Here is a 17,300-nt window from a genome sequence, read left to right as displayed (position 1 = left end):
ACACAATCGAGGTAGGAAATGGCGACAGGGCTTGGCCTTCGGATAGGCACGTCCGAGAGCGTCGCGGCGATCGTGACCACGGACAACGACGCCGAACCCACCTACATCGTCCGCGAATCCGTCCTGCACATGACCGCCGACGGCGACACCCGACTCGGTGACACAGCACCCGCGGGCACAACCCACTCCGTATCGAACTTCTTGGCGCGAGTCGGCGATCCCAACGGCATCACCAGCGAGAACGGTGAGCGCTACCGCGCAGAGGACCTTGTCGCGACGGCGATGTTCTGCCTGATCAACATGGCATCACCGCAGCTGAGCGCGCCGACCGAGATCTTCGCCGCCTACCCCGCGCAGTGGACCGCCGAAGCTGTCGACGCCCTTCGCGACGCCCTCGACTATCTGGGCCTCAAGTCCGTTCATGTCATGTCGGAAGCCGAGACGGCCGTCGTCGCAGGCGAAGAACCCGCACACGGAGCCGCGCTGTCGGCGCTCGCTGCCGCATCGGGAGGGCCCGCAACGCAGCCGTCTCCCGTCGTCGCAGCGATCGACGACCCCGCAACCGAAGAGATGGCGATTGCTCCTCTCTCGACCGCTACCGGCACCGGACCGGTGGTGACCGCGCTCGCCTACTCAGCGCTTCCGCAGCCGCCGGAGCCGATCCCCGTCGTCGAGCCGACGGCCGCAGAAGCTGCCGCCGCACGGCGTCGCCGTCGTATGCCCGTCCTGGTCGCCGCGGGCTTTGCCGCGGTGCTGGCCGTCGGCACCGGAATCGGAGCCGTACTACTGCAGAACACGAGCGACACCGCCGTCCCCGTCATTCAGAACGCGGAGAGCAGCCCGACTACGACGAACGCGCCGATCGCGCCCGAGCAGATCGCATTCCCGCCCGCGTCGTCCGTTGCGCCCGCACCTGCTCCTGCGCCCGCAATCGCGCCGGTCGTCGAGGCAGCACCCCCACCGCCGGTCGCGCCGCCACCACCCCCGCCGCCGGTCGAGCCGCCGGTGACCGAACCTCCCGTGACCGAACCGCCTGTCACGGAGCCACCCGTGACCGTGCCGCCGACCACGGAACCGACGCCGACCCAACCGCCCGTCACCGAGCAGCCGAATGGGCGCAACCGGTACGGATTCCCGGAATTCGAGATCGAGCCCTATCTGCCGGACCTATTGCCGCAGGTGGAACGCCCCCGCTAAGCCACAGTGAGGGGAATCACGCAGTTGTGCCCTAAGGTGGGGCGCTGATACTGCTGGCGAAGGGATTTCATGCGTAAGTTGGTGGCGCTCCGCGCTTCCGTGGTCGGGTCCACGGCGATGCTGCTCCTCATTCCCTTCTCTTCCTCGAATTTCATCACTTCAGTTGCCGGCGCAGATCCGGCTCCGAGCGAAAGCCCGGCACAATTGGCGGTCGATCAGCTGCCTGGCGAGCTTGTCGAAGCGATCGGTCGCGACCTCAAGATCAGCCCAGCCGAGTATTTGAATCGTGCAGCCAAGGCACAGGAGTTGGGCACGTATGCCCGCGAATTCCGTGCCGAACGCCCCGAGTCGTTCGCCGGGGCCTGGATGGGTCAGGACGGACATCCGATCGTCGCGGTGACGTCCAACGAAGCAGCCCAGATCGCTGCGCGGGCCGGCTACCAGACGCGGATCGCGCCGATCTCGGCCGACGGTCTCGAACGCTCCCTCGCCGAGCTGAACCGCTGGATCTCCGCGATGCCCCGCGAGGCCGCGACGTCGGTGAACTCGATCGCAATCGACGTGCTCAACAGCCAACTCGTCGTCGACATCGCCAACAGCCCAGCGGGACACATGCTCAATCTCCCGACGTTGCTCGCCAACGTCAAGGTGATCCTGTCCCCCGGTGGCGGCGGTGCGAACGAGCGGACACCGATGGGCGGCGACACCTACGTCACCGCGAGGCAGGCGCTGAAGGACACTCCGATGGCAGAAATCGGAGTCTGCTCGTTCGGGTTCAACGCGAGTGACGCTGCAGGACGCGCAATCAATGTCACTGCGGGACACTGCGATCCGAACGCACAGGGTGGCGGCGTCAACGCACCGGTCTTCGTTCCAGATCCGCGCGACCTCGACAAGAGCCCCGAGGCGGGCATGTTCACGCACTCCACCCTCGGCGATCCCGCCACCGGCCTCGACTACGCGCTGATCGAGCTGAACAGCCGCGCAGTCCGCAACGGTCTGGATCGGCCGACGGTCCGTGGCGCAGGCGGAACGACGTTGACGATCACCGGTACGGCTGCTCCCGTCGTCGGCGCTCCGGTCTGCAAATCGGGTCAGACGTCGACGTTCACCTGCGGCGTCGTAGCGGCGGATCGCGTCGAAACGCAGCTGTTCACCGAAGACGGAACGAGCCGCCTCGTTCGCGGATTCGCAAGCACCGCATGCACTCTCGCTGGTGACAGCGGTGGCGCCATCGTCACGGGCACCCTTGCACTCGGTATCACGAGCGGATCCAACGCAAGCACGGCGCCGAACTGCGTCGAGGCCAACCTGGTGTTGGGACCCGACGGCGGCACCGCGAGCCTCGGAATCCCGATCCGCGAGATCATCGCAAATGCCAATTCGACCGGTTCCGCGTCCGGACTCGTGATTCGGACCAGCCAAAGTCCCGCCTAGGCGGCTCCCAGCTTTCACTCGATCGATATGTCCCGGTCGCGCGGACAACTGTGATTCGCGCTACCGAGGCCATATAGTCACTGGGACAATTCGTCCGGGCAGCATCGGTTGCCCGCAGCAGAGAGGCCCCCATGCGACTTACGACCGCACGCCGGGCAGCAGTGTTCGGCTCGGCCGCACTGCTGCTACTCGGACCGACAGTCGCGATTGCTCAGGCCGATCCGGCCCCCGCGCCGGCTCCGCTTCCGGTCGAGCTGTCCGACGCAATCGCACGTGACTTGAAACTCACCGCCGACGAATATCTGCAGCGCGCCGACCTCGCGCAGCAACTCGCAGGCTTCGCCGCAACCGCGCGTACCCAGTTTCCCGCGGCCTTCGCCGGTTCGTGGCTGAACGAAGCAGGGCAGGCCGTCGTCGCACTCGCCGATGCTCCCGATCTCGAGGCCGCGCGGACCGCTGCCGAAAGCGCCGGATTCGTCGTCAAACCAGTTGCGAAGAGCGAGTCGAGCCTCAATGCCGAGAAGCAGTCGTTCGACGCGTGGCTGGCCACTCAGCCGGTCCAAATCGCGAGCCTGGTGCGCGCGGTCGCGATCGATATCGTCAACAACGCTCTCGCGGTCCGCATCGACGCCACCGCAGGCGGCCTGACTCTGCCCGGCTTCCTCGACGCGGTGCGAGTAGTACTCATGCCGCCCGTTCAAGGCGCTGAGCCGGTTGTGCCCGCTGCCGACCCCATCGCGGGCGAATTGGCTCCGAACGCACTCCAAGGCGGCGATCCCTACGCCTCGATCAGTACCGAATCGTCGCTGCGTTGCTCGTTGGGCTTCAACGGGTCCGACAGTGCGGGCAACGTCGTCAACGTTTCGGCCGGCCACTGCGATCCGAACCTTGCAGCAGCAGGCACCCCCGACGCGTCTGCAGTGCACGAGCTGAGGGCCCTCGACGTGCTCGGTCCGCAGATCGGCACGTTCCAGAAGACCAGCCTCGACAATCACGACTACTCGATCATTCGGATCGCCGACGACGCGAAGTCGCGCTTCGACAACAACGCCGTTCGGGTACCCGGTCGGGCGCCCCTGACGATCACCGGCATCGCCGAACCCGTTGTCGGCGCGCCCGTCTGCAAAGCCGGTGCACGCACGGGCTTCAGTTGCGGCGTCGTCAATGCCGTCGCACAGTCCGTTGCAGTCGGCGACCGCAACTTGAACGACAGCTTCTCGGCGAACATCTGCGCGCTGCCGGGCGACAGCGGCGGCGCCGTCGTCACCGGAACGTTGGCACTCGGCATTTCGAGTGCATCGACCGTCGCCGAATATCCGTTCTGCGAGATCCCCAACCTGATCGGACCGTTCATCGGAAACGAGCCGCAACTGTTCTCGACTCCCGTGAGCGTCGTGCTCGCTGAGAACCCCGGTTTGACGATCCGGACCTCGTAACACCCCTGACGTACCAAAAACCCGCTCCTGGATCACAGGGGCGGGTTTTTGCATGGCCGGGGAGCGAGGGCGTCGGGACGCCGGCACGAGCTGTCAACAAGCTCGGATCGAGTTAGATGATGCGTCAGGGTGCGGCAATTTGGGTCAGGGTGCACACAACTGGACGCACACCGACCCGATTGGCTGCACGCTATTGGAGGTTTGCGAACCGAGCACCGCCCCTTGAACGCAAAAGAACCCGCCACATGAGTGACGGGTTCTTTGCGTTCGGGCTGCTGAATGCTGAGTGTTAGTTCGGTGGTGCGGTCGGCAACGCGTAGTTCCACTTCGTGGTGCCGGGAGGAGCGATAAGCGTGTTGACGAGATCGATGGCTGCAATTCCAAGTGCCGGACCGCCAACCGCGATCGTGCCGAGGATGCCGCCGATGGCCGCGCCGCCGGTAATCAGAGGAATCGCGGTGACGACACACGCCAACAGCACTGCGCAGGTACCTGCAGCAGCCGCAGCACCGATGAGGCCGCCAACAACTGCTCCAACCGCGGTGCCGACAAATCCGCCGATCGCTGTGGCGATGCCGAACTGCGTTGCGAAGGTTTCCATCGCGCGCTGGTTCTCAAGCGGCGAGGCGACCGGAGTTACCGCAACCGGACGACCCTTCGAAGCGTCGACAACAGGCGTCAGCTTCAGCGTCGTGTTGTCGTTCTCCAAGACCGGCGTCATCGGGTAGTTGACGTTGTTCAGGTTGAACGACGCCGGCAGAGTAACGACGGTCTTGCCGGACCCGTCCCTGACATCGATCGACGTTCCGTCTGAGGTGACGGCGAAGATGCCCCCCGTGAGAGTGGTGACAACTGTCTTGTCAGCCAGCTTCGACTCGTACTGAATGGTGTTCGGAGCTGGCTCCGACGCGGGGTCGGCATACGACGTCCCCGAGGCAAGGCCCAATGCGGCAATGACGAACACCGCTGTCCCGGCGATCTTGCGCAGCTTCATGAAATTCCTACTCTCTAACTTCGGTATCCGCTGGGTCCAACCTCAAGCACTAGAGACCTCTTGATCTCGTGCCCCAATAGGATTCTTAGCCCACCCCAAGCTTCAAGTGAGGGAGGACACAGCGGACAGGTCGATGAGAGCGTAGCCGAACCGTGACCGAATCGCTATCTCGGCAACAGTTTCCATTTTCGACTAAGCCTGACCTTTGCTGAACCTGCGTTTTCGCACCGCATAGCGTGTATTTCGATCGAACATGGAAATTGCTCTTCGGCGCGTCGTGCTTCAAACCGCGACTGTACGAATAACGGCAGGGTAGTTGGTTATCGCGAGGTAAACCTCGCAAGTTACCGGCGAGTAACATACGGTTGTACGATGATCGGCAGAACCAGGGTGTTGCGAAGCAGCACCGAGAGAAAGGTCGCGACATGAATGCCCTCACGATCACGTTGGGCACGACTGGTGCTTTGCTCAGTCTTTTGTGCTGGGCGTCCTTCCTGAGCGGTGCCTGGACGCAGTTCCACACGATCACGATCGGGCAACCCGCTCCTGACCGCTGGCGGCCGTTCATCCCTCGCTTCAAAACGATGGTGATCGAGTTCCTCGCACACACCCGAATGGTCAAGTTCCGTACCGTCGGCTGGGCCCACTGGCTGGTGATGATCGGCTTCATGGCCGGCGCGGTCTTCTGGTTCGAGGCCTACGGCCAGACGTTCAATCCGGCGTTCCACTGGCCGATCGTCGGCGACTGGGCGATCTACCACCTGATGGACGAGATCCTCGGCATCGGCACCGTCGTCGGCATCCTGACGTTGATCACCATCCGTCAGTTGAATCACCCGCGGCTGCCCGAGAGGCTCTCACGTTTCAGCGGATCCAAGTTCGGCGCCGCCTACTTCGTCGAGTGGGTCGTGCTCATCGAGGGTCTCGGCATGATCTTCGTGAAGGCCGGCAAGATCGCCACCTACGGCCACTCGAATCCCTGGACCGATTTCTTCACCCTCAACGTCGCAAGACTGCTTCCCGAGAGCGTCGAGATGGTGTCGGTCTTCGCGTTCATCAAACTGATGTCCGGCATGGTCTGGCTCTACATGGTCGGCCGCAACATCACATGGGGCGTTGCCTGGCACCGCTTCTCCGCATTCCCCAACATCTACTTCAAGCGTGAAGCCGACGGCGGCGTCGCACTCGGTGCCGCAAAACCGATGATGTCCGGCGGCAAGATCCTGAACATGGAGGATGCCGACCCCGACGTCGACGCGTTCGGTGCGGGCAAGGTCGAAGACTTCAGCTGGAAAGGCTGGCTCGACTTCACCACGTGTACCGAATGTGGTCGCTGCCAGTCGCAGTGTCCTGCCTGGAACACCGGTAAGCCGCTGAGTCCGAAGCTGCTGATCATGTCGCTGCGCGACCACGGCTATGCCAAGGCTCCTTATCTCTTGGCCGGTGGCCGTAAGGACATGGGTGGCGACGAGGTCGGTCTCGTCGACAGCGACGGCAAGCCCAACGAGACAGCACTGGACAAAATCCCAGAGGCTGCGCGCGCAGAGGCCGATCGCCCGCTCGTCGGCGCAGAAGACGTCCTCGGCATCATCGACCCCGAGGTGCTGTGGAGCTGCACCACCTGCGGCGCGTGCGTAGAGCAGTGCCCGGTCGACATCGAGCATGTCGACCACATCATCGACATGCGTCGCTACCAGGTGCTCATCGAATCGGAGTTCCCGTCCGAGCTCGCCGGTCTGTTCAAGAATCTCGAGAACAAGGGCAATCCCTGGGGTCAGAACTCCAAGGACCGGCTCAACTGGATCAACGAGATGGACTTCGACATTCCGGTCTACGGCCAGGATGCGGACAGTTTCCAAGACTTCGAATACCTGTTCTGGGTCGGTTGTGCGGGCGCGTACGAAGACCGCGCGAAGAAGACCACCAAAGCCGTAGCCGAATTGCTTGCGACCGCGGGCGTCAAATTTATGGTGCTCGGCGCAGAAGAAACCTGCACCGGCGACTCCGCACGCCGCGCGGGCAACGAATTCCTGTTCCAGCAACTCGCATCGCAGAACGTCGAATTGCTCAACACCGTGTTCGAAGGCATCGATGCGCACAAGCGCAAGATCGTCGTCACCTGCGCGCACTGCTTCAACGCGCTCGGCAACGAATACCCGGAGGTCGGCGGCGCGTACGAGGTCGTGCACCACACGCAACTGCTGAACAGACTCGTCCGGGCCAAGAAGCTAATTCCCGTCTCCCCCGTCGGCGACGACGTCACCTACCACGACCCCTGCTACCTGGGCCGACACAACAAGGTCTACGACGCACCGCGCGAACTGATGGCTGCGGCCGGCTCGAATCTGCGCGAAATGCCACGGCACGGCGAACGGTCGATGTGCTGTGGCGCGGGCGGTGCTCGCATGTGGATGGAAGAGAAGATCGGCAAGCGGATCAACGTCGACCGCGTCGACGAGGCCCTCAGCACCGCACCGTCCAAGATTGCGACGGGTTGCCCGTTCTGCCGCGTGATGTTGACGGACGGCGTCACAGCCAGGCAGGAAGAGGGCAAGGGTGTCGGCGTCGAGGTCGTCGACGTTGCGCAGCTGATGCTCGGCTCGATCAAGCGACTCGACGCTGCCGAACTCGGCGAGAACATCAAGGTCGTGCCGCGGGAGAAGGTCGCCGCTGCCGGTGGTCCGAAAGCCGCAGAGGCGACAGCCGCGGTCAAGGAAGCCGAGCGCGTCGAAGAGGTCGAGGAGGCGGTCGCCGCACCGACCCCGATCACCTCGGCACCGGCAAAGGGCCTCGCGATGAAGGGGCTCGCCAAAGCACCAGGCGCGAAAGCACCGGGAGCAAAGGCACCCGGAAAGCCCGCCGCCGCAGCGGAACCGGCCGACAGCGACAGCACCGAGGCGCCGAAGCCGAAGGGCCTCGCGATGAAGGGGCTTGCCAAGGCGCCGGGCGCGAAAGCACCGGGAGCGAAGGCGCCGGGCAAGCCCGCGGCAGCGGCACCGGAGGCACCAGCCGAAGCCGAGGCCGCGGCCGAAGCTCCAAAGCCGAAGGGTCTCGGACTCGCCACTGGCGCAAAGGCTCCCGGCAAGGGTCTGCAGATGAAGGGCGCAGCCAAGGCACCCGGTGCGAAGGCTCCGGCTGCTACTCCTGCTGCACCCGAGCCTGAGGCAAGCGCTGCACCCGCCGCCGCCCCAACGGCAGCAGCGGAAGCGCCTGCAGCCGAGTCGATGCCGACCGTCAAGCCGAAGGGTCTGGCCGTCAAGTCCGGTTTCAAGAAGCCGGGCGCGAAAGCTGCCGCACCGACTCCTGCTGCCGAGGCACCAGCGGCAGAGCCCGAACCCGCTGCAGCAGTGACCGAATCGGCTCCGGCCGCAGCCGCACCGGCCGAAGCTGCACCGGCAGCACCTGCACCGACTCAGACTGAAGCCGCAGCACCCGCGGCCGAGTCGATGCCGACTGTCAAGCCGAAGGGTCTGGCCGTCAAGTCGGGCTTCAAGAAGCCGGGCGCCAGAGCAGCCGCACCGGCTGCCACACCTGCGCCCGAACCTGAAGCTGTCGCCGAGGAAAAGGCACCGGCAGCGCCCGAACCTGTTGCGGCCGAGCCGGAACCGGCAGCGGTCGAAGCCTCGGCTCCGGCTCCGGCTACCGAGACCGGGACCGAGACAACGAGCGAGACCGAGACCGCAAAGCCCTCCAACGGCAACTCTGCGCCACCTCCGGCAGCCAAGCCGGGTGGCCTCGGATTCCGTGCGGGCGCAAAGGCACCCGGCCGCAAGAGCTGATGCAGGTTGTGCGCGGTTGAGGGGTCTACCGACCCTTCAATCGCGCACAGGTGTCTATACCTCCGGTGGCACCCACAGCTTCAGCGGCGGTATTCCTGGCGTCTCGAAACCGAGGACCTGGCCATAGAACGACAACTCCGCCTCACGTGAACTGATCTGGTTGGCCAACTTTCGCAGGCCGTGCGCCTCGCCGGGATAGGCGAGATAGGCGTGCGGAATCCCTTTGCGCACCATCGCATCACGGAAGCGTTCGGCCTGCGATGGCGGAACGATCGGGTCGGACAGCCCCTGCAGCAACAGCACCGGGCAACTCAGCTTGTGGACGTTGTTGACGGGCGCGCGGGTGCGGTAGAGCTCGGCGGCTTCCGGTAAAGGGCCGATCAGTCCGTCGAGGTAACGAGACTCGAAGTCGTGGGTCTCGGCGGCGAACCGCTCCAACTCTGCGACACCGTAATACGAAGCGCCACAGGCGAAAACATCGCTGCCCGTCAACGCCGACAACACCGTCCAGCCGCCTGCCGACCCGCCCTCGATCGCCAACCGAGCAGGGTCTGCGAGACCCGCGTCGACAAGACCGCGGACCGCGGCGATCGTGTCCTCGACATCGACGACACCCCATTGCCCGCGCAGCCGATTGCGGTACTCGCGACCGTAGCCCGTCGAGCCGCCGTAGTTCACGTCGACTATTCCGATGCCGCGGCTGGTGAAGTACGCGTACACGAGGTTGATCGCCGGGACGACGTGGGCGGTCGGGCCACCGTGCACAAACGCGACGTACGGCGGCAACTCACCATCGGGTCCGGCGTAGTCGGGGTTGGTGGGCGGATAGACGACCGTATGGACGTCACGATTCGGTCCGCTGAACGTAATCTGCTGGGCCGCCGGAAGATACGCCGTATCGGGGAGCTGCTCTGCCGACATGCGGACGTCGCTCAGCTCGCGAGTTGTGAGGTCCAGAATGCGTAACCCGGTCGGTGTTCGCGCTCCGCCGCAGCGCAGTAGCGCCTTGTCGCCCACCGTGTCGACCAGTTCGAGAACCGAGATGTCACCGAGGTCGAGGGTGTCGGACTCCCCTGTGTCGACATCGCGGACGGACAGCGTGTCGGTGCCGAAAGTATCTACTGTCAAACACTTTCCGTTGTCGAGAAGGCTGTACCAATGAGCGCCGAGCCGCCAGAGGGGGCCACCGGTGTCGCGCTCGACGGTCGCTACTGAGGTAGCCGGGCCCCCGAAAGCGTTGCTGCGATGGAGATTCCAGAATCCGGTACGGTCACTGAGGAAGTACAGTTCGTCGTCCGACACCCATTCCGGCTGCAGGATCGACTCCTCGACACCTCCGGCCACCGTGCGCCAATCGGTGCAACGACCGTCCGCGTCGAGCGTTCCACAGCGTAATTCTGTTCCATCCCATGGCATTTGCGGATGGTCCCAGGCGATCCACGCAATCCGCGATCCGTTCGGCGACAATCGTGGAAAGGCGATGAAGTCGGATCCACCCACCACCGCCGTAATTCTGCTCGGATCGGCGCGACCCGAACCGTCGAGTGGAACAACACAGATGTCGCGCACGATGCGCTTGCCGTGTGTTTCGCGGACACACCACAGCTTGTCACCATGTACGTGCAAGTCGCCGCAGCGGATCCCGCTCGCAACGTCGGGTCGCGGTGTCAGCGGCCGCGGCGATCTGGACGACCCGAGCGGACCGCCCAATGCGTACACCCGTTGATCACTGAACTCGACGAACACGACGGTGCCGTCCGCTGCCACCGTCCAGGCGCCACCGCCGTACTCGTGCACCCGGGTGCGTGCGTTCCATGGCGCAGGCAAGACGTCGGTGGGGTCTTCGGCTGGTCCGGTGCGTATCGCTGACCGTCCGCCCTCCGCGGGACGCATTTCCGACCAGTACACGCCGTCCCCGACAAAGCGTCCCGATTCCACTGGATGACCGCCTGCCGCAACGTCGGCAGCGGTGATGGGCGAGGGCCAAGAGCCGTACGGGACTGTACGAACCATCCGCACAGCCTAGGCGCGAACTCGGCGAGGATTCAGAGCGGATACGCGTGCGAAACGTGAATTTTCCAGCGACCGTCATCCTGACGTCGGAATACGTCCAAACCGTTTTCTTCGACCGTCTCGAGCACGGCCCCTGCGGTGTCGGCCACGGTGAGGGTCCAGATCAACTGCACCGTCGCAAGGTCTCCGTCGACAAGTACTTCGCGGATGTCCGGCGGTCCGTAGGTGAAGACCCGCTCCTGATTCCCGAGGACACCTTGCATCTGTGTGCAGAACGCGTCGTAGTCGCGGTCGGCGCTGTCGGGATAGATGACGCTTACGTCCGGAGCGAACAGATCACAGACGGCGGCCACATCCCTAGCATTGAAGGCCTCCGGCCACGCGTTCAACGCCTCGGTTATCGCAGCGACGTCCGCGTCGACAGATGGTTCGGAATCGCCGGAGTCCGAGTTCCCGCAACCGGTCAGCAGCAATACAGCGACCGCGCCGATCGCGGGCAACCAACGGATCATGCGGGTAGCCACGCGCCGTGCAGACCGGACGGGACGCGAATAGGCAAGCGCACCTTCGCAAGCGAGCCCGAACTCGGATCCGATGCGGGCAAGATGTAGAACCAGGACGACAGGTCCGTCTTATCGGTGCCGATAGTGCCCCAGTAGTTTGCTTCGGCACCAGGCATGAAGATCGGTTCGCCGATGGCGATGGCGTCTCCCGGACTCCACTGTGTCTCCGCGCTTCTCGTCATGTCGAAGAAGTAGACGGCATTCATCGCGCCGTCGCGGACGCCGGTCTTGCCGAGGGTTGCGATGGTGCCGTGGTCCTCGGTGAGGAGGCGGTCGTCGACTCGCGGAAACTCGACATCGCGATCGGACACGACGGTCCGCGTCACGTGGCCGGTTTCGGGGTCGATCACCGCACGGACCAAACCGCCGTCGCAGGGGGTGCCGGTATCGGCGAAGCCGCTGGGATAGGACCACTGTGCGTAGTCGATGCAGACCTTCCCATCGGGTAGGTCGAACCCGTTTGCGAAGTGCCACACCCAGAATGCGTCGTCGCTTGCCCATCGCACCGCGCCGCCGTCACGCGGGATAAGTGCGATCCGCGTGCCGAGCTGCGGTCGCCAATCGAGCACCGAACCACCGGTCATCGCCGCCGCTATGTCGAACACCAAGGGGCACAACAGAAGCACGATGTATCGCTTGGTAAGCGTCATGTCGTGAATCATCAAGGACTTGTCGACGCCGTCGACCGGTGTCGGCGGCCGCAGCGCCGTGCCATCGGGCCCGACGACCGACCAGGTCAGGTAGGGGGCCTCGAACATGTAGTTGAACAACACCATTTCGCCGGTGTCCGGATCGATCTTCGGATGCGCCGTACTACCTACTGCCATTGCCCCGTCACAACTTTCGCGGCCGAGCGTGGCGAGCGTCGTCGGGTCGAGTCCGTACGGCTGATCCGTCTCGGCCATCGCGAGCAGCCTGCCGCCGTGGCGGACGACGTTGATGTCCGGTAGATCCTTCGAGGTCCACGCCAGCTCGCCCGCCTCGTCGGGACCAGGTCGATAGAGGTCGGTCACACCCGCCCAGATGGCGTGGCCGGCTTTCTCTTCCTGGATCATCTGCCTGGTCCGGACGAACCGATTGGTGTAGCGCGCTGTGCCGTCGACCAGCTCGATGCGGTGGATCATGCCGTCACCGTCGAGCGGATAGACATACGAACCGATCGGATCGAAACGTGGATTCGGTCCGTTGCGGAGGTAGGCGCCGTGCAGATCCTTCGGAATCTCTCCGACGACGTCGAGTCCTCGCACGTCCACCTCCTCGCGCTGCGGGGCGAAGATGCCGCTGAGATGTGCGTGGTGCACCATGTCGACGGGCGCGGGACGGGGAATGCGAGTGGACTCGGTAGTACTCACGGTGCACCTGCCAGAACTGGGCTCGGGCGCAGATTCTCCGTACCCGGGCTGGGGTGAATGGGCCGACCGATACAGGACGATAGTCCTTTGTAGCCCTATCGAACTAAAATAAGTGGACAACCAATGGCACGATAGGTCGCGTGAGCACACCTAGCCATCACCATCATCATCCGCCGCGAGTTCTCGAGCAGTCGACCAAGCTGCAGAACGTCGTGTACGAGATTCGTGGTCCTGTGCACGCTCACGCAGCACGTTTGGAGGCGGAAGGGCACCGCATCCTCAAACTCAACATCGGCAACCCGGCGCCGTTCGGTTTCGATGCGCCGGACGTGATCATGCGCGACATCATCGCCGCACTCCCCTACGCCCAGGGCTACTCGGAGTCGAAGGGCATTCTCTCGGCCCGTCGTTCCATCGTCACTCGTTGCGAACTGGTCCCCGGTTTCCCTGAGATCGACGTCGACTCCGTCTATCTCGGTAACGGGGTGTCGGAACTGATCACGATCACCATGCAGGCGTTGCTGGACAACGGCGACGAGATTCTCATTCCGGCGCCGGATTATCCGCTCTGGACCGCGATGACGGCCCTCGCTGGTGGCACGCCCGTCCACTACCTCTGCGACGAGACCAACGGCTGGCAGCCGGACATCGCCGATCTCGAATCGAAGATCACGCCGAAAACCAAGGCGCTGCTGGTGATCAACCCGAACAACCCGACCGGTGCGGTCTATTCGGCCGAGGTCCTCACTCAACTCGTCGACATCGCTCGACGGCACCAGTTGCTGCTCTTGGCCGATGAGATCTACGACAAGATCCTCTACGACGATTCCAAGCACATCTCGCTTGCAACCCTCGCGCCGGATCTGCTCTGCCTGACCTACAACGGGTTGTCGAAGGCGTACCGCGTCGCCGGTTACCGCTCGGGTTGGTTGGCGATCACCGGACCGAAGGACCATGCTGCCGGCTTCCTGGAGGGCATCGACCTGTTGGCGTCGTCGCGGCTGTGCCCGAATGTGCCTGCCCAGCATGCGATCCAGGTCGCCCTCGGTGGCCACCAGAGCATCGAGGACCTGATTCTTCCTGGCGGTCGCCTGCTCGAGCAGCGTGATGTCGCGTGGGAGAAGCTCAACTCGATTCCCGGTGTCTCATGCGTGAAGCCGAAGGGCGCGCTGTATGCCTTCCCCAGACTCGACCCCGAGGTGCACGAGATCCACAACGACGAGAAGCTTGTCCAGGATCTGCTGCTGCAGGAAAAGATCTTGGTGGTCCAGGGCACCGGTTTCAACTGGCCTGCCCACGATCACCTGCGAATCGTCACGCTGCCGTGGGCTCGCGACCTCGCTGTGGCCATCGAGCGTTTCGGCAACTTTTTGGCGAGTTACTCGCAGTGAACGGCGTCGAAAACGGACTGGACGAGCTGTTTGCGAGATGTAAACCCGGAAACACGCTCGGACTCGCCGCGTAATCAAACCCACGCAGCAAAACCTGTCGTCGATCCTGTACATTGGAGCACGGCACCATGGGTGCCGGTTTTAGCCGCCCACCCCCCCCTGGGCCGCTGGAACCGGGTGGCGGGGACATCCCCCCTGCTCTCCGCCACCCCCTAAACGTTCGCTCCACGACACCACCGCCAAGGCTCAGCCTGGCGGTGGTTTTCGTTCACTACGCTTGCACGGTGCATGCAGACATACGAGCCGAGTTCCGTCGATGAGCGGGCACGGTCACAGTCACGACAGCGGACCGCTGGCAATCGGCGACACTGCCAAGAAGATCGTCATCGGCCTGCTGATCGCGATCGGAATCGCCGTCGTACTCGGCGCTGTCGTCCTCTGGCCGAGCAAGCAGAACGTCGACATACCGCTCCCCTTCCAGACCGCCGGGGGCACGGCGTTCGAAACCGAGGCCGGCACCGTCACCGAACAGAAGATCGGTCCGTGCGGCAGCGCCTCGATGGGCCAGGTCTTTGCCGGCGATCCGGCCCCCGCTGCGGACTCGCCGCTGAAATGTCGGCTCACGGTCGTCAGCATCGACTCCGGACCGAACTCCGGAACCAATACCCTCCTCGAGGTTCAGGGCGACCCGAACCGCATGGACGCGTTCGTCCTCGGACCCGGACAGCCCGACCTCAGCGTCGGCGACAAGATCCGGCTAGTCCGAAGCATCGACCCACTGTCGGGCTCGGTGATGTACGGGTTCAACGACTTTGCACGAGGGTTCCCGCTGACCATCATCGCGTTGGTCTTCGTGATCGTTGTCGTTGCGGTCGCTCGCTGGCGTGGCTTACGGGCCGTCATCGGACTGATGTTCGCGTTCGCCGTGCTCGTGATCTTCCTGCTCCCAGCGCTGCTGGACGGCAAACCCGCCATACCCGTCGCTCTCGTCGCGGGAGCGCTGATTCTCTACGCGGTCCTCTACTTGGCGCACGGGCTCAATCTGCGGACCAGTTCCGCGTTGCTCGGAACGTTGGCGTCGATGGTCCTCGCGGCGGTGCTCTCCTATCTCGCCATCGAGGTCACCCAGTTGACCGGACTGTCCGAGGAGCAGAACACCAACGTCCAGGTGTATCTGCAACACGTCAGCATCACGGGACTTCTGCTCGCGGGCTTCATCATCGGGTCGCTCGGTGTGCTCAACGACGTGACGATCACGCAGGCGTCCGCGGTGTTCGAATTGGCTGCGCTCGACGAGGGTGCGTCGCGTCGGGACATCTTCACCTCGGCGATGCGGGTCGGCCGCGATCACATCGCCAGCACCGTCTACACCCTTGTGCTCGCCTACGCGGGCGGTGCGTTGCCGCTGCTGCTGTTGTTCAGCGTGGCGGGTCGCTCGATCCAGGACGTGCTCACCGGTGATGCCGTTGCGATCGAAATCGCACGGTCGGCGGTCGGTGGCGTCGCGTTGTCGTTGTCAGTTCCGCTCACAACGGGCATCGCTGTGCTGCTGGCGCGGCCACTGGCCAGAAGGTCGGGTCCGGCGATGGCTGGAACAGCATCGATTCCGAAGACGACAATCCTGAAGTCCAAGCCGGGGTCGGGTCGACATTCGAAGTAGGCGGCTACGCCGCTCGTGCGTCCTTTAGGAGGGCCCGACCACCGAAAGGACTCACGAGCCGCGGAGCGGCCTACGGAATCGGGAACGGCAGTGGCGGTATCTGCGGCATCTGGAACGGCGGTGGCGGCGGCAACGTCGGAATCAGGATCGGCGGCAACCCCGGAATCTCGATCGACGGCGGTGGCGGCGGTGGAGGTGGCGGCGGTGGGCCTTCCTCCTGCTGGAACACCGGTGGTGCTTCGACGGTCGTCGTTGTCGTCGGCGGAAGGGTCGTAGCGATCGGCGCGACCGCGTTGGACGGCTCGAGTGTGGTGGTGCGAGGAGGTGTCGTCGGTAACGTCGTCGTCGGACCGCCGTCGTTGGATCCTGGTTCGAGCATCTGACTGCCGTAGCCGAGCGCAAGGCCGATCGCTGCGATGACCGCCAACGAGCTCGCGGCCAGGCCTGCGCCGCTGATCTCGCGCTTGCGACCCGGCTTGGCTGGCGCAGTGAGCCACACCGGCGCAGTGGGAACATCGTCGCGTCGGCCCGCGACCGGCCGTGCCAACAACGCTGCGCCGCGTGCCGATACGGATTCCGGCGACTCGGGCACGATGACGGGCACGTGCAACCAGCGGTGCAGAACCTCACGAACCAGTGGAATTCGAGCACCGCCGCCGATGACGACGATCGCCTGCACGTGCCGATCCGACCGCATGATGACGTCGCGCGTCATGCGGGCCGACGATTCGACGGCGAGCGTGACGAGAGCTTCGAAATTGTCACGTGTCAGCAGGACGAGGCCGCCATTGGACGGAATTGCAACCGCAGTGCTTTCGGAGAGTTGCTCCTTCGCGTCCCTGCACAGGACATCGAGGGCGGCGAACTCGACGGGCGATTGCGGCGCGTCCGTTCGACCCGATGCGATCTGCTGCTCGCGGATCAAAGAATCGAAGTAGTCGCCGCTGATTTCGCTTGTTCGCTCCGCGTACCGGACGTCCGCGCGATCGGTGTCGACGATCGTGATCGAGAGTCCCGAGCTACCGAGGTCGTACACCGCGACGGTCGAAAAACCCTGAATGTCGCCGGTCGAACGAAGGAACTCCAGCGACGCCGCGATCTCGGGCACCAGCTGATAGTTGCCGAGCCGTTGCCTCGCCATGGCCGCACGCAAGCCTTTGGCCTGCTGCTCGCTGCGGTAAGCGATGCCCGTTGCGTCGATCGGACCACCTGATTCGAGCGCGACGCCGATGGATTCTGCAGTCAGTTCTTCCGCACGCAGCCGACCGACATCGACGGCTTGCATAGCAAAGCCGTCGTAGCGACCTGTCCCGACCGAGGGGTCGGAAACGGGTCGTGCCATACGAATGGCACCCGCCCCCACCGAAACCCCTAGAACCGAGCTCATGAATCGCCTTTTCTGGTCCGCGAACGCTTGACGGTCGAGCCCCCGATTGCCGACCAACCCTCTGATCATCCTAGCCGGAGTCGGCTAGCTA

Annotated in this window: 11 protein-coding genes; 6 read left to right on the top strand and 5 right to left on the bottom strand. The window is 64.2% G+C overall.

All coding sequences use genetic code 11. The features are described from left to right. The first annotated feature begins 18 nt into the window (after positions 1-18). From ACHIRB_RS15255 to ACHIRB_RS15245, 3 genes are all read left to right on the top strand, one after another. Positions 19-1,197 (top strand): hypothetical protein, encoded by a 1,179-nt coding sequence (locus ACHIRB_RS15255; RefSeq protein WP_395125671.1) that lies wholly within the window; start codon positions 19-21, stop codon positions 1,195-1,197. A gap of 69 nt (positions 1,198-1,266) precedes the next feature. Then, positions 1,267-2,634, top strand: a complete 1,368-nt coding sequence (locus ACHIRB_RS15250; protein WP_395112841.1) for a S1 family peptidase — start codon at positions 1,267-1,269, stop codon at positions 2,632-2,634. A 131-nt stretch (positions 2,635-2,765) separates the two neighbouring features. Further along, complete coding sequence (locus ACHIRB_RS15245; protein ID WP_395125672.1) at positions 2,766-4,070, top strand: S1 family peptidase; 1,305 nt, start codon at positions 2,766-2,768, stop codon at positions 4,068-4,070. 289 nt (positions 4,071-4,359) lie between these two features. Here ACHIRB_RS15245 and ACHIRB_RS15240 read toward each other — a convergent pair whose 3' ends face one another. Beyond that, entirely contained in the window at positions 4,360-5,064 is a 705-nt protein-coding gene (locus ACHIRB_RS15240; RefSeq protein WP_395125673.1) for a DUF8020 domain-containing protein, read from the bottom strand. Between the two features lie 425 nt (positions 5,065-5,489). Between ACHIRB_RS15240 and ACHIRB_RS15235 the strand changes: the two genes are divergently transcribed. Further along, the gene (locus ACHIRB_RS15235) at positions 5,490-8,843 is read left to right on the top strand and encodes a (Fe-S)-binding protein (RefSeq protein ID WP_395125674.1); all 3,354 of its coding nucleotides are present in this window, start codon (positions 5,490-5,492) and stop codon (positions 8,841-8,843) included. 54 nt (positions 8,844-8,897) lie between these two features. Here ACHIRB_RS15235 and ACHIRB_RS15230 read toward each other — a convergent pair whose 3' ends face one another. From ACHIRB_RS15230 to ACHIRB_RS15220, 3 genes are read right to left on the bottom strand one after another with little or no spacing between them, the layout of a single operon-like run. Further along, the gene (locus tag ACHIRB_RS15230) at positions 8,898-10,856 is read right to left on the bottom strand and encodes a dipeptidyl-peptidase 5 (RefSeq protein ID WP_395125675.1); all 1,959 of its coding nucleotides are present in this window, start codon (positions 10,854-10,856) and stop codon (positions 8,898-8,900) included. Positions 10,857-10,888: 32 nt separating this feature from the next. Beyond that, a complete protein-coding gene (locus tag ACHIRB_RS15225; RefSeq protein WP_395125676.1) occupies positions 10,889-11,368 on the bottom strand; it encodes a YybH family protein in 480 nt (159 codons plus the stop codon). Then, positions 11,365-12,723, bottom strand: a complete 1,359-nt coding sequence (locus ACHIRB_RS15220) for a carotenoid oxygenase family protein (RefSeq protein WP_395125685.1) — start codon at positions 12,721-12,723, stop codon at positions 11,365-11,367. Before ACHIRB_RS15220 ends, ACHIRB_RS15225 begins: the two co-directional genes overlap by 4 nt. Before the next feature lie 179 nt (positions 12,724-12,902). Here ACHIRB_RS15220 and ACHIRB_RS15215 point away from each other — a divergent pair, with 179 nt between their 5' ends. Both ACHIRB_RS15215 and ACHIRB_RS15210 read left to right on the top strand, forming a co-directional pair. Further along, positions 12,903-14,162: a pyridoxal phosphate-dependent aminotransferase gene (locus ACHIRB_RS15215; RefSeq protein WP_395125686.1), complete on the top strand. Its 1,260-nt coding sequence runs from the start codon at positions 12,903-12,905 to the stop codon at positions 14,160-14,162. Between the two features lie 316 nt (positions 14,163-14,478). Beyond that, positions 14,479-15,822: a YibE/F family protein gene (locus ACHIRB_RS15210; RefSeq protein WP_395125677.1), complete on the top strand. Its 1,344-nt coding sequence runs from the start codon at positions 14,479-14,481 to the stop codon at positions 15,820-15,822. 70 nt (positions 15,823-15,892) lie between these two features. Here ACHIRB_RS15210 and ACHIRB_RS15205 read toward each other — a convergent pair whose 3' ends face one another. Further along, complete coding sequence (locus tag ACHIRB_RS15205) at positions 15,893-17,209, bottom strand: DUF7159 family protein (protein WP_395125678.1); 1,317 nt, start codon at positions 17,207-17,209, stop codon at positions 15,893-15,895. Between the last annotated feature and the right edge of the window lie 91 nt (positions 17,210-17,300).

This window comes from Antrihabitans spumae, from assembly GCF_043944905.1.
Classification (GTDB): domain Bacteria; phylum Actinomycetota; class Actinomycetes; order Mycobacteriales; family Mycobacteriaceae; genus Antrihabitans; species Antrihabitans spumae.
This window is presented reverse-complemented; position numbering and strand designations above follow the sequence as displayed.